The following is a 20,167-nucleotide window of genomic DNA, read 5'->3' as shown; positions in this document are numbered from 1 at the left end:
GCCTATTGAATCCGAGCACTTTCTTGTCGTTCGCATGGTTCCATGCGAGCGCAAACGGCTCTAGGGTTGATGCTTGCCGGCATGGATACTCGCCGGCTTGCCGCCCGCGCTGTCCACCCGCCTGCCTGCGTTCCGTCTGTCCGGAGTTCCCGATGACCCCTCCCCCTCGCTTTGGGCGCATCCTTGTTGCCGGCACGCTTGCCGGTCTTCTCGCCGCCTGCGCCGGCCAGCAGCCGCGCGCGGTGACGCCCGCCGCGCCGCAATACTCATCGCCGATCACGGCGGACCAGGTGGTGGGCAAATGGGGCCTCGCCGCCTATCACCGCCCGGACGATGCCGGCCGCACCGAGGCGCAGGCCCGCCAGGGCTGCCGCCAGCCTTACGTCATCAATCGCGGCCAGTCCGGCGGCTTCATGATGTACCTCGCCGACCAGTCGCAGCCCTCCGAGGTGGTGTCGAAGCAGATCCCGCCGGGCCCGACCTTCATCGGCCTGCCGGAAGATGCACCGGGTTCGGAGAGCGACCGCGAGGTGCTGCGTTTCGACGGCAACATCATGGTGCTGAGGTGGGTCGACAAGGAAGTCGCCGGCCGCTACGGCACCATGGTCTATGTGCGCTGCCCGAGCTGATCGGGTAGCCACGTAACGGGGAATTAACCACTGCGCGCGGAAGCGCGCCGGCGTTTACCGGCTTCTCAGCGGCGCGTGCACAGATGGCGGAACTCTTTTCGGGAGCTCGGTCATGCTTCTTCCTCGCCTTTGCGCAGCCGCGCTGCTCGCCGTGCTGGCTTCTCCCGCCGGCGCCCAGATCTATCCGAACGGCGGCTATCCGGATTTCGCCCGGCCCGGCTATGGCTATGTCCCGCTGGCACCCGCGCCCCGCGCCGATCTCGGCGGCGGCTTCATCGAATATATGGTGACCGGCCGCGAGTCGCGCCGGCGCGTCGATCCCGCCAACACCGATCCCAACGCCTATGGGCTGCCGCGCTCCGCCTATCAGCGCGCATGGCGGGAGCAGGATTCCGGGCGCGAGCAGGATCGCGCCGCCACCGGCTGGCAGCCGCGCTCGGGCTATGCCTATCCGCCGGATGCCGGAAGCGGCCGCCGCGTCGTCGCGGTGCCGCGCAACGGCTATGAGGCCGCGGCCTATTCGCCGGGCGGGGAGACCTACAAGCCCGAGCCGCAAGCGATCGACGGCCATCAGCGCCGCGAGGTGGTGAGCTACATGACCGACGCCGCGCCCGGTTCGATCGTCATCGATACCGGCGAGCGCTACCTCTATCTGGTGATGGAGGGCGGCAAGGCCATGCGCTACGGCGTCGGCGTCGGCAAGGAAGGCTTCGAGTGGAGCGGCACCGAGAAGATCAGCCGCAAGCGCGAATGGCCGGACTGGCGCCCACCGGAGGAGATGCTGGCGCGCCGCCCCGATCTGCCGCGCTATATGCCGGGCGGGCCGGACAACCCGCTTGGCGCGCGCGCCATGTATCTTGGCGACACGCTGTACCGCATCCACGGCTCCAACGAGCCGGATACCATTGGCCGGGCGGTTTCCTCCGGCTGCATCCGCATGCGCAATGAGGACGTCATGGACCTCTATGAGCGGGTGCCGGTGGGCACCACGGTGCGGGTGATCTGAAGGGAGAGCGCGGCACGCGATCCCGGATCGGGCCGATGGCCCGTCCGGGATGACGTCACTGGTTTGGCCGATCAGGCCCAGCTGTCGTCGGAATCGCCGCCGTCGAAATCGCTGTCAGAGTCGTCGGAATCGTCCGACGCGACATCGTCCTCGTAGGGGAACGGGTCCGCCTGGTCGTTGCCGGCACCGGTGTCCGCGGCCGCGGTCTTGTCGTCGGCACCGCTCTTGTCGTCCTTGGAGCTGTCGCCCCAGGGATTGCTCCAGAAGCTGCCGCTGTCACCCGAGCCGGCATCGGTCTTGTCGGTGGCATCCGCAGCCGGCGTCGCCGCAGCAGCGGTCTCGGCGGCCTTGGCCTCGCCGAACGGGCTGCCGGAGCCGCCCATCATCGATTTGATGCCGTCGAACAGCAGCGCGCCGCCGGCGACGCCCGCCGCCGTGGTCAGGGCGGACGACAGGAAGCCGCCGCCACCCATGCCGCCGCCGAAGCGGCCCGTGGGCGGCTGCTGGCCGAAGCCTTGCTGACCCTGCGGGAAGCCTTGCTGGCCGTATCCTTGCTGGCCGTATCCCGGCTGGCCCTGCTGGTAGGCCTGCTGGCCATAACCCGGCTGCTGGCCGGGATTGTCATAGCCGACGGGGCGCTGGCCGGCGGTCGGCACCGAGGTGCCGCGCGAGCCGCCGAGCAGGCCGCCAAGGAAGGAGCCGCGCTCCTCCTGCGGGGGCGGCTGGCGCACCTGCGCTTCCAGTTCCTCGATGCGGGCGTTTGCCGCCTGCAGCGCATGGTCCTGCACCAGCACGGTCTGCGCCAGCACATAAGGAGCGTGCGGCGCATCGCGCAGCCGCTGGGCGATAAGGGCTTCGGCCTCGGGATCGCGCGGGGCGTTCTCCACGCTGCGCATGCGGTCGAACAGGCCGTCTATGAGGGCGCGTTCCTCGGCGTTCATGGCTCTCGCTCCATGGTTGTCGTGAGGGCGATATGACGAGCCGAACATGGCACGGTAAGAGCGCCCCCTTATGAAATTTTCGTAAGGTCAGTGCTGCTGACCCGCCTCGTCCATGGGTGGGGATCGGGATTGGCGTGCCGCGCGGCTCTCCGCTATGGTCCGCGCCGCCGACGCATCGTTGCGAAAACCTGCTGACCTTCGAGAGAGAACATGGCCGAAGCCGACCCGACCGCGACTGCTGCCGATACCCATTTCGGCTTCCGCAGCGTGCCGCTCGGCGACAAGCAGCGCCTGGTCGATGAGGTGTTCCATTCGGTCGCCCGCCGCTACGACCTGATGAACGACCTGATGTCGGCGGGCCTGCACCGGGTGTGGAAGGACGCGCTGGTCTCCAAGCTCCGCCCGCCCAAGGGCGACCGTCCGTTCCGCCTGCTTGATGTTGCCGGCGGCACCGGCGACGTCTCGTTCCGCACCGTGGAAGCCGGCGGGCCGAATGTCACCGCGGTGGTGGCCGACATCAATGCCGAGATGCTCAGTGTCGGGCGCGAGCGCGCTGAGAAGCGCGGGCTGGCGGACCGGGTAGAGTTCGTCGAGGCCAATGCCGAGGACCTGCCTCATCCCGACAAGTCATTCGATGCCGCGACCATCGCATTCGGCATCCGCAACGTGCCGCGCATGGAACTGGCGCTGGCCGGCATGCGCCGCGTGCTGAAGCCGGGTGGGCGCTGCCTCATACTGGAATTCTCCCGCGTCGACGTCCCCGGCCTAGACGCCATCTATGATGCCTATTCCTTCCGCGTCATCCCCGGCCTCGGCCGGCTGGTGACGGGGGACGCCGAATCCTACCGCTACCTCGTCGAATCGATCCGCAACTTCCCGCCGCCGGAAGTCTTTGCCGACCTCATGCGCAAGGCCGGGTTCGCCCGGGTCGGCTACACGCCGATGACCGGCGGCATCGTCGCATTGCATTCCGGCGTGCGGATCTGAGGGCGTAGCTTGGGCACCCCACTTGGAGATGCGCTGCGGCTCGCCCGCGCCGGATTCGTGTTCGCCCGCGAGGGCGTGCTGGCGCGGCTCGATCCCGCCGGCCTGCCCCCCGGCGCCGCGCCGGCCTTCAAGCTCGCGCGGCTGATCGAGCGGCGCCACGCCGGCACCGGCGCGGCGCGGGTCTCCGCCGCCCTGACTCGGCTCGGCCCGTCCTATGTGAAGCTCGGCCAGTTCCTGGCGACCCGGCCGGACGTGGTCGGCCCGCAACTCGCCAAGGACCTCGAGACGCTCCAGGACCGCATGCCGCCCTTCGCGCAGGGCGTGGCCGAGGAGACCATTGCCCGCAACTTCGACCGGCCTGCCGGGGAGGTCTATGCCAGCCTCGGCCCGCCGATCGCCGCCGCCTCGATCGCGCAGGTGCACAAGGGCGAGACCTTCGACGAAGGCGTTCGGCGTGCGGTGGCGGTGAAGGTGCTGCGGCCGGACGTGCAGCGCCGCTTCCACACCGATCTCGCGGCCTTCTATCGTGCCGCCCATATCGGCGAGAAGGCGTCGCCGGAAGGCCGCCGGCTGCGGCTCGTCGCTATCGTCGACACGCTCGCCCGCTCGGTGGCGATGGAGATGGACTTGCGCCTCGAGGCGGCGGCGCTGTCCGAACTCGCCCAGAACACCGAGGGTGAGGCCGATTTCCGGGTGCCAGCGGTCGATTGGGACCGCACCGGGCGCGAGGTGCTGACCACCGAGTGGATCGACGGCATCAAGCTGAACGATCTCGACGCGCTGCGCGCCGCCGGCCACGATCTGCCGACGCTGGGGCGCATCGTCATGCAGTCCTTCCTGCGCCACGCGCTGCGCGACGGCTTCTTCCATGCCGACATGCACCCGGGGAACCTGTTCGTCGATGCCGAGGGCCGGCTGGTGGCGGTCGATTGCGGCATCATGGGCCGGCTCGGCCACAAGGAGCGGCGCTTCCTCGCCGAGATCCTGTTCGGCTTCATCAGCCGCAACTGGCGGCGCACCGCTGAAGTGCATTTCGAGGCCGGCTATGTGCCGCCGCACCATTCCATCGACGATTTCGCGCAGGCGATCCGCGCCATCGGCGAGCCGATCCATTCGCGCCGCGCCGACCAGATCTCGATGGCCAAGCTGCTGACGCTGCTGTTCGAGGTGACGTCGCTGTTCGACATGAAGACCCGGCCGGAACTGCTGCTGCTGCAGAAGACCATGGTGGTGGTGGAGGGCGTCGCCCGCACGCTCGACCCGCATCTCGACATGTGGAAGACCGCCGAGCCGGTGGTGCGCACCTGGATCGAGCGCAATCTTGGCCCTGCCGGACGCATCGAGGATGTCGCAGGCGGCCTCGCCGCGGTGGCGCGCAGCGTCAACGCGCTGCCCGAGCTGATCGCGCAGGGCCAGCGCATCGCCGCCCAGCTCGATGCCGCGACCCGCGACGGGCTGGCACTGGCGCCGGAATCGGTGGAAGCCATCGGCCGCGCGGAAGGCCGCGGCAATCGCTGGGGCACGATCGCGCTCTGGGTGATCGCCGGGCTACTGGCGTGGTGGGTGTTGCGTTAAACGCGTGTGTATAAAGTGAGTACGCCGCCGTACGCGGCGATGGTGATGAGGATCACTCATGCTGGCCGGCAAGCGCATCCTGCTCGTCATCGGCGGCGGTATCGCCGCTTATAAGAGCCTCGATCTGATCCGCCGGCTCAAGGAGCGCGGCGCCTCGGTGCGCGTGGTGATGACCAGCGCCGCACAGCACTTCGTCACCCCGCTCGCCGCCGGCGCGCTGGCCCATACAAAGGTCTTCACCGAATTATTCGACCGCGAGGCCGAGCAGGATGTCGGTCATATCCGCCTGTCCCGCGAGGCGGATCTCATCATCGTCGCGCCCGCCACCGCTGATCTGATGGCGAAGATGGCGAACGGGCTCGCCGATGATCTCGCCAGCGCCGTGTTGCTGGCGACCGACAAGCCGGTGCTGGTCGCCCCCGCCATGAACCCGTTGATGTGGAGCCATCCGGCGACAAAGCGCAATGTCGCCCGGCTCACGGTCGACGGCATCGCCTTCATCGGTCCGAATGCCGGCGCCATGGCCGAGCGCGGCGAGGATGGGCCGGGCCGCATGGCCGAGCCGACCGAGATCGCCGACGCCGCGGAGCGTCTGCTCGCCGGCGGCGAGCGCCCGCTGGCCGGCCGGCGCCTGCTGGTCACTTCCGGCCCGACCCATGAGCCGATCGATCCGGTGCGCTACATCGCCAATCGCTCCTCCGGCAAGCAGGGCCACGCCATTGCCGCGGCCGCGGCAAGCGCCGGCGCCCACGTCACGCTGGTCAGTGGGCCGGTGAACCTGCCCGACCCTGCCGGCGTCGAGGTTCGGCGCGTCGAGACCGCGCGGCAGATGCTGGCCGCGGTCGAAGGCGCGCTGCCGGTTGACGCAGCCGTCTTCGCCGCCGCGGTGGCGGACTGGCGAACGGCCGGCGAGGCGGGCCAGAAGATGAAGAAGGATGGCGGCGGGCTGCCGGAACTGACCCTTGTCGAGAATCCGGACATCCTCGCGACCGTGGCAAGGCTCGGCAATCGCCGGCCGCGCCTCGTCGTCGGCTTCGCCGCCGAGACCCAGAACGTCGTCGCCTATGCGCAGGCCAAGCGGGCGCGCAAGGGCTGCGACTGGATCGTCGCCAATGACGTGTCGAAGGGCAGTGGCATCGCCGGCGGGGTAATGGGGGCCGACGAGAACGCCGTGCAACTCATCACTGCCGATGGCGTGGAGGACTGGCCAACCGCCTCCAAGACAGAGGTGGCGCGCCGCCTCGTCGCCCGCATCGCCGACACGCTTGGAGCTACCTCGTGAGTTTGACCGTTCCTGTCGTCCGCCTCGATCACGGCGCCGATCTGCCTCTGCCGGACTACGCTACCGCAGGCGCCGCCGGCCTCGACCTGATGGCGGCGCTGCCCGAGGCCGAGCCGCTGACGCTGCCCCCGCTCGGCCGCGCCGCGGTGCCGACCGGGCTCGCGATCGCGCTGCCGGACGGTTTCGAGGCGCAGGTGCGCCCGCGTTCCGGCCTCGCGCTGAAGAACGGCCTCACCGTGCTGAACGCGCCGGGCACGGTCGACGCCGACTATCGCGGTGAGATCAAGGTGATTCTCGTCAATCTCGGCTCCGAGCCGGTGACGCTGGCGCGCGGCCAGCGCATCGCCCAGCTGGTGGTGGCTCCGGTCACCCGCGTTTCGCTCATCGAATCCGGTGATTTGCAAAAAACAACACGGGGGAGCGGTGGATTCGGCTCGACGGGTCTCGACGGCGGCGTCGGATCGCGCTAGCCAAGACGCATGCCCCGTCTGTCCGACAAGAGCCTGCTCGCCATTGCGGCCGTCGTCGACGTCGCGCTTCACGCGCGCGGCACGCCCGTCGCTGCCAAGGCACTCGCCGCCCGGCACGAATTGCCGCCCCGCCATCTCGAGCCCGTGCTGCAGGCGCTGGTGCATGCCGGCGTGCTGAAGGGCGTGCGTGGTCCACGCGGCGGCTACGAGTTGGCCCGCGAACGGCGGCGCATCACCGTCGCCGATGTGGTGCGGGTGGTGGAACAGGATGCCGAGGACGCGATCGGCAATTTCCCGCCCATCGTCCGCGAGATCGTGCAGCCGGCGGTCGCCGAGGCGGAGCGCGGCTTCGAGGTGGCGCTGGACGGCGTTACCATCGAAGAGCTGTGCCGTACCGCCGCCCAGGACGGCGCCAGGCGCGGCTTGCCGGAAGGCATAGATTTCACCATCTAGATTTGTTGATAATCTCGTTTCTCGACGTCTCGACGTGGATATGGTAGGCACGCTGCCGACGAGAATAATCGTTCCGGTCCGCCGGACACGTTGGAGATATCCATGGCCGAGCCCGCATTGAAGCCTGCCGTCCCCGCCGCCAATGTGGGGCGCGGGCGCGTCTACAACTCCATCACCGAAACCATCGGCGACACCCCGCTGGTGCAGCTCAACCGCCTGCCGCAGCAGCGCGGGGTTCACGCCCGCATCCTCGCCAAGCTGGAGTTCTTCAACCCCATCGGCAGCGTGAAGGACCGCATCGGCGTCTCGATGATCGAGGCGATGGAAGAGGCCGGCGTGCTGAAGCCGACCACAGTGCTGGTCGAGCCCACCTCCGGCAATACCGGTATCGCGCTTGCCTTCGTGGCGGCATCGCGGGGCTACCGGCTGATCCTGGTCATGCCGGAATCGATGTCGGTGGAACGCCGCAAGATGCTGGCGCTGCTGGGTGCCGAGCTGGTGCTGACGCCGGCGGCGCAGGGCATGCGCGGCGCGGTGGCCAAGGCCGAGGAACTGGTGAAGGAATTGCCCGACGCCATCATCCCGCAGCAGTTCAGCAATCCGGCGAACCCCGCCGTCCACCGCCGCACCACGGCGGAGGAGATCTGGAACGACACCGACGGCGCGGTCGACGTGGTGGTCTCCGGTGTCGGCACCGGCGGTACCATCACGGGCGTCGGCCAGGTGCTCAAGGCCCGCAAGCCCGGCCTGCGCATGGTCGCTGTGGAGCCCGAGGACAGCCCGGTGCTGTCCGGCGGCCAGCCCGGTCCGCACAAGATCCAGGGCATCGGCGCCGGCTTCGTGCCGGAGGTGCTGGACCGCTCGGTGATCGACGAGGTGGTCACCGTCGGCAACCAGACCGCTTTCGAGACCGCCCGCGCGGTGGCACGGCTGGAAGGCATTCCGGTCGGGATCTCCTCGGGCGCGGCGCTCGCCGCCGCCTTCGAGGTCGGCGCGCGCCCGGAAATGGCCGGCAAGACCATCGTTGTCATCATTCCGTCCTTCGCCGAACGCTATCTGTCGACCGCGCTGTTCGAAGGGCTCTGATCGCCTCTTCCAGGATCGCCCCTTCTAGGCTTGGACCCCCTTCGGTAAAGTCAAGACTGATTCGCGCCGGCGGGAGCTTCCCGGCCCCGCTTGCGCATCGGTGACTGGGGCGAGGGGGAACCGGGGCGATATGGCGCGACCGGCCGGGATGAGGGGTGCGCGGGACGCCGCACGAGCGGGGCGGCCGGCGGGCCGCCTTCCGGCCGTGCTATGCCGTGCCTCGCGCCACGCCACAATGGCGCTGTCGCTGCTGGGCGCCGGTATCGCGCCGGCCCATGCGCAGAATTCCGTCCAGGACATGCTTTCCGGCGCGGCGATGTCGCTGGGCGCGCTCGATCGCGGCGCGCTGATCGCCTTTGCGCTGTTCGTCGGCGTCATCGCCTTCGCCACCACCACTGCCATCGTCCATGTCCGCTACCGCATGGGCGCGTCGCGGCGCGAGGCGGCGACGCTGAGCGAGATCGCCCGGCTTGAGGCGCAGATCGAGGAAGGCCGCGCGCTGCTGCTGGCCGAGCCGCAGATCATCGTGGTGTGGCGCGATCCCGGCGCCGACCCGGAGATCATTGGCAATACCGCCGCCTTCACCGGCGTGGTCGCGCCATCCCGCCTGCTCGCTTTCGGCGCCTGGCTGGCGCCATCCTCGGCGCGCGAGGCCGACGAGGCGGTGGACCGGCTGCGCCGGCGCGGCGTGGCGCTCTCGCTGTCGCTCGTCACCCACGATGGCCGGCATGTCGAGGCGGAAGGCCGCCCGGTCGGCAGCGCCGTGGTGCTGCGGCTGCGCGAGGTGACCGGCGTGCGCGGGGATCTTGCCCGGCTGATCGAGGCGCATCGCCGGCTGGAAGCGGATTCCGCGGCGCTGCGGACGCTGCTGGAGGCGTTGCCCGCTCCGGCCTGGGTGCGCGGCAGTGACGGCCGCCTCGCCTGGGGCAACGCCGCCTATGTCCATGCGGTGGAGGCCCGCGACGTCGCGGATGCCGGCACCCGGGCGCTCAGCCTGCTCGACGCGCCGACCCGGCAGGCAGCGGGCAAGGCGCAGGAGACGGGCCACGCCTTCTCGCAGCGCCTGCCCGTGGTGGTCGCCGGCAAGCGGCGCATGCTCGACGTGCTGGAGGTCGCCGTCGGCGGCAGCTCCGCCGGCATTGCGCTCGACGCCACCGAGACCGAAGCGGTACGCGCCGAGCTCGCCGCGGTGATCGGCGCGCACCGGCGCACGCTGGATCATCTCTCCACCGCGGTGGCGATCTTCGACCGCGACCGCCGGCTCGCCTTCCACAATGCCGCCTATGCCCGCCTGTTCGAGCTCGACCCGGCCTTCCTCGACGACCGGCCGACCGACGGCGCGGTGCTCGACCGGCTGCGTGCGGCGCGCCGGCTCCCCGAACAGGCGGATTTCCGGGCCTGGCGCGAGGAATTGCACGAGGCCTATCGCGCCATCGAGCCGCGCGAGCATTGGTGGCATCTGCCGGGCGGGCGCACGCTGCGTGTCGTCACCGCGCCGAACCCCGAAGGCGGCGTCACCTATCTCGCCGACGAAGTGACCGAACGGCTCGCGCTGGAGAGCCGGTACAACGCGCTCACCCGCATCCGCAGCGAGACGCTGGATGCGCTCGCCGAGGCGGTGGCGGTGTTCCACAGCGACGGCCGGCTCGATCTGTTCAATTCCGCCTTCCTCGATCTGTGGCGGCTGCAGCCGATGGCACTGAAGGAGCGCCCGCACATCGATGCCGTGGTGGCGCTGTGTCGGCCGCTCGGCGCCGACCCGCAGCTCTGGACCACGCTGCGCGCTGCGGTGACGACGATCGAGGACCGCCGCCCCAGCAATTTCCGCATGGAGCGCACCGACGGCACCATTCTCGACGGCTCGACCCAGCCATTGCCGGATGGTGGTACGCTGGTGACGTTCCGAAATGTCACCGACACCGTCCATGTCGAGCGCGTGCTGGTGGAGCGCAACGAGGCGCTGGTAGCGGCTGACCACCTCAAGAGCACCTTTGTCAGCCATGTCTCCTATGAGCTGCGCTCGCCGCTCACCACCATCATCGGCTTCGCCCAGCTGCTCGACGATTCCGGCATCGGCGGGTTGAACGAGAAGCAGCGCGCTTATGTGAGCCACATCACCGAATCCAGCGCCGCGCTGCTCGCCATCATCAACGACATCCTCGATCTCGCCACCATCGACGCCGGCGCGATGACGCTCGACCTCGCCGAGGTTGACGCCCGCGCCGTCATGGAAGGCGCCGCCGAGGGCGTACGCGATCGCCTGGCCGAGGGCGGGGTGAAGCTCGCCATCCAGGCGCCGCAGGGCCCGGGCGACTTCCGGGCGGACGCCAAACGGGTGCGGCAGATCCTCTATAATCTGCTCTCCAATGCGGTCGGCTTCGCGCCCACCGGCTCGACGGTGACGCTCGCCGCGGAGCGTCTGAACGGCACCATGCTGTTCCGCGTGCGCGACGAGGGGCCGGGCATCTCGCCCGAGCTCGGTACCCGGGTGTTCGACCGTTTCGAGAGCCACACCAACGGCTCGCGCCATCGCGGTGTCGGGCTGGGGCTTTCCATCGTGCGCTCGCTTATGGCACTGCACGGCGGCACCGTGGCCATCGAGCCGGCACCGGGCGGCGGCACGCTGGTGACGTGTCGCTTCCCGCTCGACGGCGGCGGGCAATAGGAAGGCGGGCGGGATGAACGAAGCCGCAACCGTGAACGTGACCAGCTGGGACGTCGTGTTGCCCGACGAGGGGGCGACGTCGCGCCTCGCCATGGACCTCGCCAGCATGCTGATGCCCGGCGACATGGTGGCGCTGTCCGGCGAGCTCGGCACCGGCAAGACCACCATCGCCCGCGCGCTGGTGCGCGAGATCGCCGCCGACGAGCGGCTCGACGTGCCGAGCCCGACCTTCACCATTCTCCAGCTCTATGAGCTGCCGCGCGCCCGGCTGGTGCATGCCGATCTTTACCGCGTCGCCGATCCGTCCGAGCTCGAGGAGATCGGCTGGGACGAGTTGCGCGACGGCGCCATCACGCTGGTGGAATGGCCGGATCGCGCCGGCGGCGCGGCGCTGGCGCCGGACCGGCTCGACATATCGCTCTCCATGCCGCCGGGCGCGGCGCCGACAGTGCGGCGCGTCCGCCTCATCGGCCATGGCCGACTGGCAACCGCCTTGATGCGGATGCGGGCGACGCGGGCGCTGATCGACCTCGCCGGCTTCGGCCCCGCCCGCCGCCGGCATCTGCAGGGCGACGCTTCTTCGCGCACCTATGAGCGCCTGGTCGGCACGAGGCGCACCGCCGTGCTGATGGATGCGCCGCGCCGACCGGACGGCCCCCCGGTGCGCGACGGCCTGCCCTACAGCGCCATCGCCCACCTCGCCGAGGATGTCCGTCCCTTCGTTGCCATGGCGAGGGGCCTGAAGGCGCGCGGCTTCTCGGCGCCGGTCGTGAACGCCGCCGACCTCGAGGCCGGTTTGCTGGTGATCGAGGATTTCGGCACCGGAGCGGTGGTGGAGGGCACCCCGCCGGCCCCGGTGGCGGAGCGCTACGAGGCGGCGACCGACGTGCTGGCGGCGCTGCACAGGCTCGATTTGCCGGCTACGCTCCCGGTGGCGCCGAATATCGAGCATACGCTGCCACCCTATGACATCGGCGCCTTCCTCATCGAGGCCGAACTGCTGGTCGACTGGTATCTGCCGCACCAGGGCCTGCCGCCGACCTCGCCCGAGCAGCGCGAGCTGTTCCGTTCGCTCTGGACGGAAGCGCTCAGCGGCCCGATGGCGATGAAGCCGGTCTGGACGCTGCGCGACTTCCATTCGCCGAACCTGATGTGGCTGCCCGAGCGCGAAGGGCTGGCCCGTGTCGGCCTGCTCGATTTCCAGGACGCGCTGATGGGCCCGCCGGCCTATGACCTGGTCTCGCTGGCGCAGGATGCCCGGATCGATGTGCCGGAGGAACTGGAGCTTTCGCTGGTCGGGCGCTACGCCAAGGCGCGCCGCGAGGCCGACCCGCATTTCGATGTCCGCGGTTTTGCGGGAAGCTACGCCATACTCGGCGCCCAGCGCGCCACCAAGATCCTCGGTATCTTCGCCCGGCTCGATAAGCGCGACCGCAAGCCGCATTATCTGCGCCACATGCCGCGCATCTGGAGCTATCTCGACCGTTGCCTTGCCTTCCCCGATCTGGCCGGATTGAAGGCGTGGTATGAGACGCATGTACCACCGCCGAGCCTGCCGACCCCCAGCCTGACCTCGCCGGACATGTCGCCGAATCTGCCACCGCCGACCCTGTCACCGCCGGATCCGCCGGAGCCGGAGCCTGGTTCCCCGCCCGCCGAACCGGCGGGTGAGGCCGCTTCGGCACCATCGTCAACCCCAGAGACCTCGGCAAGCTGATGAGCCCGATCCGATCCGCCATGGTGCTGGCTGCCGGTATCGGCACCCGCATGCGCCCGCTCACCGACACCCGGCCGAAGCCGATGGTCGAGGTTGGCGGCCGTGCGCTGATCGACCATGTGCTCAATCGGCTGGCGGAGGCCGATATCGACACCGCGGTGGTGAATCTGCACCACCATGCCGACCTCATGGAGCGCCATCTGCGCCAGCGTAGGGGGCCCCCTGATATCGTGTTCTCCGACGAACGCGACGCGCTGCTGGAGACCGGGGGCGGCATTCGCCGCGCACTGCCGCTGCTCGGCCCCGCGCCTTTCATCTCGATCAATGCCGACACTATCTGGATCGAAGGCATCCGCCCCAATCTCCCGACCTTGATCGACGGCTTCGATCCGGAGCGGATGGACGGGCTGCTGCTGCTCGCCCCCACCTCGGCCTCGATCGGCTATGACGGGCGCGGCGATTTCGTCATGGATGGCCAGGGCGCGCTGACCTTCCGCGGCGAGCGCAGCGTCGCCCCCTTCGTCTATGCCGGAGCCGCAGTGCTGCGGCCCGAGCTATTCGACGATTCCCCGGAAGGTCCGTTCTCGCTCACCTACCTGTTCCGGCGGGCGGCGGAGGAAGGCCGCCTGTTCGGGCTGCGGCTGGAGGGCGTGTGGATGCATGTCGGCACCCCGGAAGCCATTGCCGAGGCGGAAGAGGCGATCCTGCATTCGGTGGATTGAGCTTGTCCTCAAAAATCGTCATCCCGGAACGGCCGCAGGGCGTATCCTGGATCGCGTGAGGAGAGGGGCGCACCGTCGGCGCGCGATCCCGGCTCTCCGGCTGCGCCTGCGGCCGGGATGACGACAATCCCGTATGTAAAACGGCTATAAGCGGGGCCGAACCGGGAGGACACATGAGTCGCACGCCGCGCCTCTTCACCGTGCCGGCCTCCGCGCCGTTCCTGGCGACGCTGGCCGGGGCGCTGCTGGACGGTGATCTAGTGCCCGGCTTCGCGCCGAGGGGTGATCCGCTCGCGCTCGCCTCCGCCACCGTGTTCCTGCCCACCCGCCGCGCCGGCCGGCTCCTCGGTGAGGCGCTGCTGGCGCAGACCAGTGGTGCGACGCTGCTGCCGCGCATCGTACCGCTCGGCGATGTCGACGAGGACGCGCTGGCCTTCGCCGAGGAATTCACCGAGCCCCCCTCCTCGGTTCCCGCCACGACGCGCCGCCTCGCCCTCGCCAACCTTGTCGGGCGCTGGCGCGACCTGCTGCGCGACGATGACGGGCGGGCCGCGGTTGCAGCCGGCCCGGGCGCCGGCCTCGCGCTCGCCGATGCGCTGGGCCAGCTGATTGACGAGATGGCGGCGCAGGAAGTGCCATGGGAGCGGCTCGACGACCTCGTTCCGGGCGAGCACGACCGCTATTGGGACATGGCGCTCGATTTCCTGAAGATCGCGCGCGAGGCCTGGCCGGCATTGCTCGCCGCGATGAATGCCATTGACGGCAGCGTGCGGCGCGACCGGCTGATCGCCGCCGAGGCCGCCCGCCTTGCCGCGCTCGGGGAAGATGCCGGCCCGGTGATCGCGGCCGGCTCGACCGGCTCGATGCCGGCGACCGCCCGCCTGCTGGCCAGCGTCGCCCGGCTGCCGCTTGGCGCGCTGGTATTGCCCGGCCTCGACACCGATCTGGACGAGGCGGCGTGGCGCGGCCTGATCGACAAGGAGCAGCCGGCGCCGAGCCACCCGCAATATGGTCTCGCCCGGCTGCTGGCGCTGGTCGGCGTCGAACGCGAGGATGTGAAGGTGCTCGGCGCGCCCGCCCTTTTTGGCCGCGAGCGCCTGCTGTCCGAGGCGCTGCGCCCCGCGCTCGCCACCGACGCCTGGGCCAGCCTTGGCAATGCCTGGCCGGCGACGGTCGGGACAGCGTTGGCGGATGTCGCGGTCATCGAGGCGGACGATGCCCGCGAGGAGGCGCTCACCATCGCCATCGCCTTGCGCGAGACGCTGGAGACTGCGGACAGGACCGCGGCTCTGGTGACGCCGGACCGCGATCTCGCTCGCCGTGTCGCGGCGGAACTGCTGCGCTTCGGGATCGCGATCGACGATTCCGCCGGCGAGCCGCTGTCCGAGAGCGTTGCCGGCCGGCTCGCCCGGCTGGTCGCCGACGCTGCGGCGGACGAACTGGCACCGGTGCCACTGGTGGGGCTGCTGCGTCATCCGCACGCCCGCTTCGGGCTGGAGGCAAGCGCGCTGGCGAGTGTCACCGACGCGCTGGAATTGATGGTGCTGCGCGGCCCGCGCCCCGCCGCGGACGCGGATGGGCTGATCGCCGCCGTGGCCGGGTTCGATCCGCGCAATTTCCACCGCACCGATCCGCGTCGCGGCATTGGCGACAGCGAGCGCAGCATCGCCGCCGATCTCGCGGGCCGCATCGGTGCGGCGCTGACGCCGCTGCTCGCTCTCGGGCGCTGCTCGCACCCTTTCGCCGATCTCGTCGCCGTGCACCGTGCGGCGTGCGACGCGGTGCGCGAGGGTTTCGCCGCGGCTCCCGGCGATGCGGCAACGCTTATCCTGGCGGAGGCCTTCGATGCGCTCGGCGAGGGCGGACCTTACGCCTCGGACATGACGTTAGCCGACTATGCGTCGGCTTTGCCGGATCTGTTCTCGGCCTGGTCGGTGCGCCCGCCGCTCGACGCCAACGCCCGGCTGCGCATCCTCGGCCCGCTGGAAGCCCGTCTCGTCGCGGTCGACCGCATGGTGCTGGCGGGGCTGGTCGAGGATGGCTGGCCGGCGGCGGTGCGCTCCGATCCCTGGCTCAGTCGGCCGATGCGTGCGGCACTCGGGCTGGAGGCGCCGGAGCGGCGCATCGGCCTGTCTGCCCATGACTTCGCGCAGTTCTGCGGCGCGCCGGAACTCATCCTCGCCCGCGCCGCCAAGGTCGGCGGTGCGCCGACCGTGCCCTCGCGCTTCCTCCAGCGGCTGGCGGCGGTGAGCGGTGAAGTGCGCTGGCATGACACGCTCGCGCGTGGCGAGCGTTTCCGCCGGCTCGCCCGGTTGATCGATGCCGACCCGCCCGCCGCGCGCATCTCCCGGCCGGCGCCGACGCCGGCTGTCGAGCTGCGCCCGACCATGCTCAGCGTGACCGAGATCGAGACCTGGCTGCGTGATCCCTATTCCATCTATGCGCGCCACATATTGAAGCTGCGCCCGCTCGACGGGCTCGACGCTGCCCCGGGTGCCGCAGAGCGTGGCAGTGCGGTGCATGAAGCGCTGGGCGATTTCGCGCAGGCCTATCCCGAGGCGCTTCCGGCGAACGCCGAGACCGCGCTGCGCGATTTCGGCCGGCATGCTTTCGCGCCGCTGGAGGCATTTCCCGCCGAGCACGCGCTGTGGTGGGCGCGCTTCGAGCGGCTGATCCCGGCCTTCCTCGCCTGGGAGCGGATGCGGCGCGCCGAGCTTTCCCGCATCGTCGCCGAAACGGGCGGGCGCATCAGCCTTGCCGGCACCCGCGGGCCGTTCCGGCTCGCCGGCTATGCCGATCGCATCGAAGTGCGCCGCGACGGCGCGCTGGCGATCCTCGACTACAAGACCGGCGTCGTGCCGACGGCAAAGCAGACCGCCGCGCTCTATTCGCCGCAATTGCCGCTGGAAGCCGGCATCGCCGCGCGCGGCGGCTTCGATGGGGTGCCGCCGGCGCCGACGGCGGACCTCGTCTATGTCCGGCTGCGCTCCGGCAACCCGCCGCTCGAAGAGAAGAGCGTGGTCGGCACCGATGCCAGCGCAGCGACGCTCGCCGATGCCACTCTGGAGCGGCTGGAGACGCTGGTGCGCGCCTTCGAGAACCCGGCGCAGGGCTATGTCGCGCTGCGCCGGCCGATGTTCCGCGGCAATACCGGCGATTACGGCCATCTGGCGCGGGTCGGCGAATGGTCGATCAGTGGCGAGGGTGAGGGCGAATGAGCGTGATTCCGCCTTCCGCCCAGGCGCGCGCGGCCACCAACCTGCAGACGCAGGCTTCCGATCCCGGCATCTCCGCCTGGGTCTCCGCCAATGCCGGCTCGGGCAAGACCCATGTGCTGGCGCGCCGGGTGATCCGCCTCTTGCTCAGCGAGGTGCCGCCCGGGCGCATCCTGTGCCTGACCTACACCAAGGCGGCAGCAGCCAATATGGCCAACCGCGTGCTCGGCGAACTGCGCAAATGGGTGAGCCTCGACGATGCCGCGCTCGACCGCGCCATCGAGATCACCGACGGGCGCCCGGCCAACGCGCGGCGCCGGGCATTGGCGCGCCGGCTGTTCGCGCTGGCGCTGGAGACGCCGGGCGGGCTGAAGATCCAGACCATCCACGCCTTTTGCGGCGCGCTGCTGCATCGCTTTCCGTTCGAGGCGGGGGTGCCGGCCGGCTTCGGCGAGATCGAGGAGGCGGCGCGCCTTGAACTGCTCGCCCGCATCCGCGCCGAAGTGGTGCTTGCCGCCTCGAGCGCGCCGGATAGCGATCTCGGTCGCGCGCTGGCCCTGCTGATCGACGAGACCGCGGACGGCGGCATCGATGCGCTGATCGCCGCCCTGGTCGCCGAGCCGGAGGCGCTGGCGGCGACATCCGGTGAGATCGACCGGCTGGTCGGCCGTACGCCGGGCGACGACGAAGCCGGGCTCGCCCGCACTCTCGTCGAGCAGGCGGAAATTCCCCGGGGCGCCTGGCGGGGCCTCGCCGAGGAGCTGATCGCCAATGGCGGCAATTGCGCGCGGCGCGGCCACGCACTGCTGGAGGCCGCCATCGCGCCCGACGAGGAATTGCCGGAGCTCTATGCCGCAGTGTTCCTGAAGGACGATGGCCAGCCCTACGGCGACACCCAGTTCGGCTCCGCCAAGGTGCGTGAGCGCTTTCCTGCGCTGCTCAATGAGCGCGACCGCATAGCGCCGCTGATGATGCGGCTGAAGGCGGTGCGTGCCGCAGAGCGCACGCGCTCCGCGCTCACCCTCGGGCGCGAGGCGATGCGCCGCTACGAGGCGGCCAAGCGCGCCCGCGGCGTGCTCGACTTCGCCGATCTCGTCACCGCGGCGCGCCGGCTGCTCTCCTCCGGCGCCTCCGCCTGGGTGCACTACAAGCTCGACCAGGGCATCGACCATGTGCTGGTCGACGAGGCGCAGGACACCAGCCCGGAGCAATGGGAGGTGATCCGCCCGCTGGTCGCCGAATTCTTTGCCGGCACGGGTGCCCAGGAGAAGACGCGCACGCTGTTCGTGGTCGGCGACGAGAAACAGTCGATCTTCTCATTCCAGGGCGCCGATCCGCGCCGCTTCGAGGATATGCGCCGCACCTTCGAGCGGCTGGCGCCGGAAGGCGGGTTCCGCCGGCTGGAGATGCAGCATTCCTTCCGTTCGGCGCCGGGCATACTCGGCGCCGTCGACACGGTGTTCGGCCGCGCCGAGGCCTATGTCGGCCTCTCCGCCGATACCGTCGGCACCCATCACGAGGCGATCCACGCGCTGCTGCCGGCGCTCGTCGAGGTGTGGGAGCCGGAGGCGCCGGGCGAGAAGATCGAGCTCGATGCCTGGCAGAAGCCGCTCGATGCGCCGAGCGAGGACGATCCGGCGAGCCGGCTCGCCCGCAACATTGCCGGCCATATCGGCGCCCGCATCCGCGACGGTTTCCGCGTCCATGCCCGCGAGGGCGCGCGCCCGGCGCGGCCCGGCGATTTCCTGGTGCTGGTGCGCCGGCGCGGCGCGCTGTTCGAGGCGATCATCCGCGCCTTGAAGCGCGAGGGCGTCGAGGTCGCCGGCGCCGACCGCCTGGTGGTCGCCGAGCACATCGCGGTGCAGGACCTGATGGCACTCGGCGACGCGCTCATCTCGCCCGATGACGAACTTGCGCTGGCCTGCGCGCTGAAGAGCCCGCTGTTCGGCTTTGACGATGGCGACCTCATCGAGCTCGCCGCCAATCGCGCCCCCCGTCGGCTTGATGCCGAACTGCGGGCGCGGGCGGACGAGCAGCCCAAATGGCGCGGCGCCGCCGACATGCTGGCGCGCCTGAAGCCGGAGGCGCTGGCGCTGCGGCCGTTCGATTTCTATGCGCGGGTCCTGGGCCGCGAACGCGGCCGTGCCCGCATGCTGGCGCGCCTCGGTGCCGAGGCGTCGGATGCGCTCGATGAAATGCTGGCGCTGGCCCGCGCCTATGAGCGGGCAGCGACGCCGTCGCTCGCCGGCTTCCTCGCCTTCCTGCGGCGCGGCGGCGTTGACACCAAGCGCGACATGGAGGCCGGTCGCGATGAGGTCAGGGTGATGACGGTGCACGGTGCCAAGGGGCTGGAGGCGCCCTATGTCATCCTCGCCGACACCACCAGCGGGCCGCTGCTGCGCAACGATGCCGGCCTGCTGCGCGCCGAGACGCCGGCCGGCCGGCGGGCGATGCTGCTGGCGCCCTCGAAGAAGACCGACACCCCGGCCATGGACGTGCTGCGCCAGCGTGCCGAGGCGCTGGCCATGGAGGAGTATCGCCGGCTGCTCTATGTGGCGCTGACCCGCGCCGAAAGCGCGCTGGTGGTCTGTGGCGCCGATGGCCGCCGGCAGCGACGGCCGGATTGCTGGTACGACCTGGTGCGCGGCGCACTCGATGCCGAGGCGGTGGAAGTGCCGGCGGTGGGGTTTGCCGGCACGGTGCGGCGCTGGCGCGGACCGCAGGAGGAAGTCGCGGCGGCACCGATCTCGCCGCCGGCACCGCGCACGGTCCCGGACGAGGAACGCGCGCTGCTCGCTGCACTGGTGAAGCCGGTGGCGGCGCCCGTGCATCCGCGGGCGCTCGCACCTTCTCAGGCGGTCTCCAGCGGTGGACCGAGTGCCGCCGCGCTCACGGCCATGCGTCGCGGCGAATTGATGCATCGCCTGCTCGTCGGGCTCGCCTTGCGCGATACGGCCGAACGAGCGGCGGCCGGCCGGCGGCTGCTCGGCGCGCAGGCGGCGGACTGGGACGAGGGCACCCGCGAAGCGCTGCTCAACGAAGCGCTGGCGACGCTGGAGCTTCCCGGCATCGCCCCGCTATTCGCCCCGGACAGCCGCGCCGAAGTGCCGATCGTCGGCGAGATCGCACCCGGAATCACCGTCTCGGGGCGAATCGATCGCATGGCGGTGCAGGCCAGCCATGTGCGGCTTGCAGACTTCAAGACTGACGCCCGGGCGCCGGCGCGCCCGCTCGAGGGCCACGTGACACAGCTCGCGCTCTATGCCGCGCTGCTGGAAAAGCTGTTTCCCGGCAAGGTGATCGAGGCCAGCCTGGTCTATACGGCGGGACCGCTGGTGCATCTTGTGGGGCGAGAGGAGATGGCGGCTGCGCTGGCCCGCCACACGTCAGTGTGACGCCAGCTTGACGGCGCGCCTTGG

Annotated in this window: 14 protein-coding genes; 13 read left to right on the top strand and 1 reads right to left on the bottom strand. The window is 70.4% G+C overall.

The window, feature by feature from the left end; genetic code table 11:
- Positions 1–152 precede the first annotated feature (152 nt).
- The gene (locus G3545_RS17135) at positions 153–629 is read left to right on the top strand and encodes a hypothetical protein (RefSeq protein WP_170014488.1); all 477 of its coding nucleotides are present in this window, start codon (positions 153–155) and stop codon (positions 627–629) included.
- Positions 630–741: 112 nt separating this feature from the next.
- Positions 742–1,635 carry a L,D-transpeptidase gene (locus G3545_RS17130; protein WP_170014487.1) on the top strand — a complete coding sequence of 298 codons (894 nt, stop codon included), beginning with the start codon at positions 742–744 and terminating at the stop codon, positions 1,633–1,635.
- Between the two features lie 71 nt (positions 1,636–1,706).
- Here G3545_RS17130 and G3545_RS17125 read toward each other — a convergent pair whose 3' ends face one another.
- Entirely contained in the window at positions 1,707–2,576 is an 870-nt protein-coding gene (locus tag G3545_RS17125; RefSeq protein ID WP_170014486.1) for a DUF2076 domain-containing protein, read from the bottom strand.
- A gap of 210 nt (positions 2,577–2,786) precedes the next feature.
- Here G3545_RS17125 and ubiE point away from each other — a divergent pair, with 210 nt between their 5' ends.
- The 11 genes from ubiE (at position 2,787) to addA (ending at position 20,143) form a co-directional block, all read left to right on the top strand.
- Positions 2,787–3,563, top strand: a complete 777-nt coding sequence (gene ubiE, locus G3545_RS17120; protein ID WP_170014485.1) for a bifunctional demethylmenaquinone methyltransferase/2-methoxy-6-polyprenyl-1,4-benzoquinol methylase UbiE — start codon at positions 2,787–2,789, stop codon at positions 3,561–3,563.
- 9 nt (positions 3,564–3,572) lie between these two features.
- Positions 3,573–5,138: a 2-polyprenylphenol 6-hydroxylase gene (gene ubiB, locus G3545_RS17115; RefSeq protein WP_170014484.1), complete on the top strand. Its 1,566-nt coding sequence runs from the start codon at positions 3,573–3,575 to the stop codon at positions 5,136–5,138.
- Between the two features lie 58 nt (positions 5,139–5,196).
- Positions 5,197–6,420 (top strand): bifunctional phosphopantothenoylcysteine decarboxylase/phosphopantothenate--cysteine ligase CoaBC, encoded by a 1,224-nt coding sequence (gene coaBC, locus G3545_RS17110; protein WP_170014483.1) that lies wholly within the window; start codon positions 5,197–5,199, stop codon positions 6,418–6,420.
- Positions 6,417–6,890, top strand: a complete 474-nt coding sequence (gene dut / locus G3545_RS17105; protein ID WP_170014482.1) for a dUTP diphosphatase — start codon at positions 6,417–6,419, stop codon at positions 6,888–6,890. Before coaBC ends, dut begins: the two co-directional genes overlap by 4 nt.
- Before the next feature lie 9 nt (positions 6,891–6,899).
- On the top strand, positions 6,900–7,343 hold the full coding sequence (locus G3545_RS17100) for an Rrf2 family transcriptional regulator (protein WP_170014481.1): 444 nt from the start codon (positions 6,900–6,902) through the stop codon (positions 7,341–7,343).
- A 102-nt stretch (positions 7,344–7,445) separates the two neighbouring features.
- Positions 7,446–8,429 carry a cysteine synthase A gene (gene cysK, locus G3545_RS17095; protein WP_170014480.1) on the top strand — a complete coding sequence of 328 codons (984 nt, stop codon included), beginning with the start codon at positions 7,446–7,448 and terminating at the stop codon, positions 8,427–8,429.
- 235 nt (positions 8,430–8,664) lie between these two features.
- On the top strand, positions 8,665–11,094 hold the full coding sequence (locus G3545_RS17090; RefSeq protein ID WP_246702448.1) for a PAS domain-containing sensor histidine kinase: 2,430 nt from the start codon (positions 8,665–8,667) through the stop codon (positions 11,092–11,094).
- 13 nt (positions 11,095–11,107) lie between these two features.
- Entirely contained in the window at positions 11,108–12,811 is a 1,704-nt protein-coding gene (tsaE, locus tag G3545_RS17085; RefSeq protein WP_170014478.1) for a tRNA (adenosine(37)-N6)-threonylcarbamoyltransferase complex ATPase subunit type 1 TsaE, read from the top strand.
- Positions 12,811–13,533 (top strand): nucleotidyltransferase family protein, encoded by a 723-nt coding sequence (locus G3545_RS17080; RefSeq protein WP_170014477.1) that lies wholly within the window; start codon positions 12,811–12,813, stop codon positions 13,531–13,533. Before tsaE ends, G3545_RS17080 begins: the two co-directional genes overlap by 1 nt.
- Positions 13,534–13,706: 173 nt before the next feature.
- Positions 13,707–16,751: a double-strand break repair protein AddB gene (gene addB / locus G3545_RS17075; protein ID WP_170014476.1), complete on the top strand. Its 3,045-nt coding sequence runs from the start codon at positions 13,707–13,709 to the stop codon at positions 16,749–16,751.
- Positions 16,748–20,143, top strand: coding sequence for a double-strand break repair helicase AddA (gene addA, locus G3545_RS17070; protein ID WP_170014475.1), 3,396 nt, complete (start codon positions 16,748–16,750; stop codon positions 20,141–20,143). Before addB ends, addA begins: the two co-directional genes overlap by 4 nt.
- The last annotated feature ends 24 nt before the right edge of the window (positions 20,144–20,167 follow it).

Source organism: Starkeya sp. ORNL1 (assembly GCF_012971745.1).
In the GTDB taxonomy this organism is placed as follows: domain Bacteria; phylum Pseudomonadota; class Alphaproteobacteria; order Rhizobiales; family Xanthobacteraceae; genus Ancylobacter.
This window is presented reverse-complemented; position numbering and strand designations above follow the sequence as displayed.

Bases quoted from the DNA above. Each gene is read 5' to 3' on its own strand.
- cysK (WP_170014480.1), top strand. From the start codon at position 7,446: ATGGCCGAGCCCGCATTGAAGCCTGCCGTCCCCGCCGCCAATGTGGGG.
- G3545_RS17090 (WP_246702448.1), top strand. From the start codon at position 8,665: ATGGCGCTGTCGCTGCTGGGCGCCGGTATCGCGCCGGCCCATGCGCAG.
- G3545_RS17100 (WP_170014481.1), top strand. From the start codon at position 6,900: ATGCCCCGTCTGTCCGACAAGAGCCTGCTCGCCATTGCGGCCGTCGTC.
- G3545_RS17135 (WP_170014488.1), top strand. From the start codon at position 153: ATGACCCCTCCCCCTCGCTTTGGGCGCATCCTTGTTGCCGGCACGCTT.
- coaBC (WP_170014483.1), top strand. From the start codon at position 5,197: ATGCTGGCCGGCAAGCGCATCCTGCTCGTCATCGGCGGCGGTATCGCC.
- G3545_RS17080 (WP_170014477.1), top strand. From the start codon at position 12,811: ATGAGCCCGATCCGATCCGCCATGGTGCTGGCTGCCGGTATCGGCACC.
- addB (WP_170014476.1), top strand. From the start codon at position 13,707: ATGAGTCGCACGCCGCGCCTCTTCACCGTGCCGGCCTCCGCGCCGTTC.
- G3545_RS17130 (WP_170014487.1), top strand. From the start codon at position 742: ATGCTTCTTCCTCGCCTTTGCGCAGCCGCGCTGCTCGCCGTGCTGGCT.
- G3545_RS17125 (WP_170014486.1), bottom strand. From the start codon at position 2,576: ATGAACGCCGAGGAACGCGCCCTCATAGACGGCCTGTTCGACCGCATG.
- ubiE (WP_170014485.1), top strand. From the start codon at position 2,787: ATGGCCGAAGCCGACCCGACCGCGACTGCTGCCGATACCCATTTCGGC.
- tsaE (WP_170014478.1), top strand. From the start codon at position 11,108: ATGAACGAAGCCGCAACCGTGAACGTGACCAGCTGGGACGTCGTGTTG.
- addA (WP_170014475.1), top strand. From the start codon at position 16,748: ATGAGCGTGATTCCGCCTTCCGCCCAGGCGCGCGCGGCCACCAACCTG.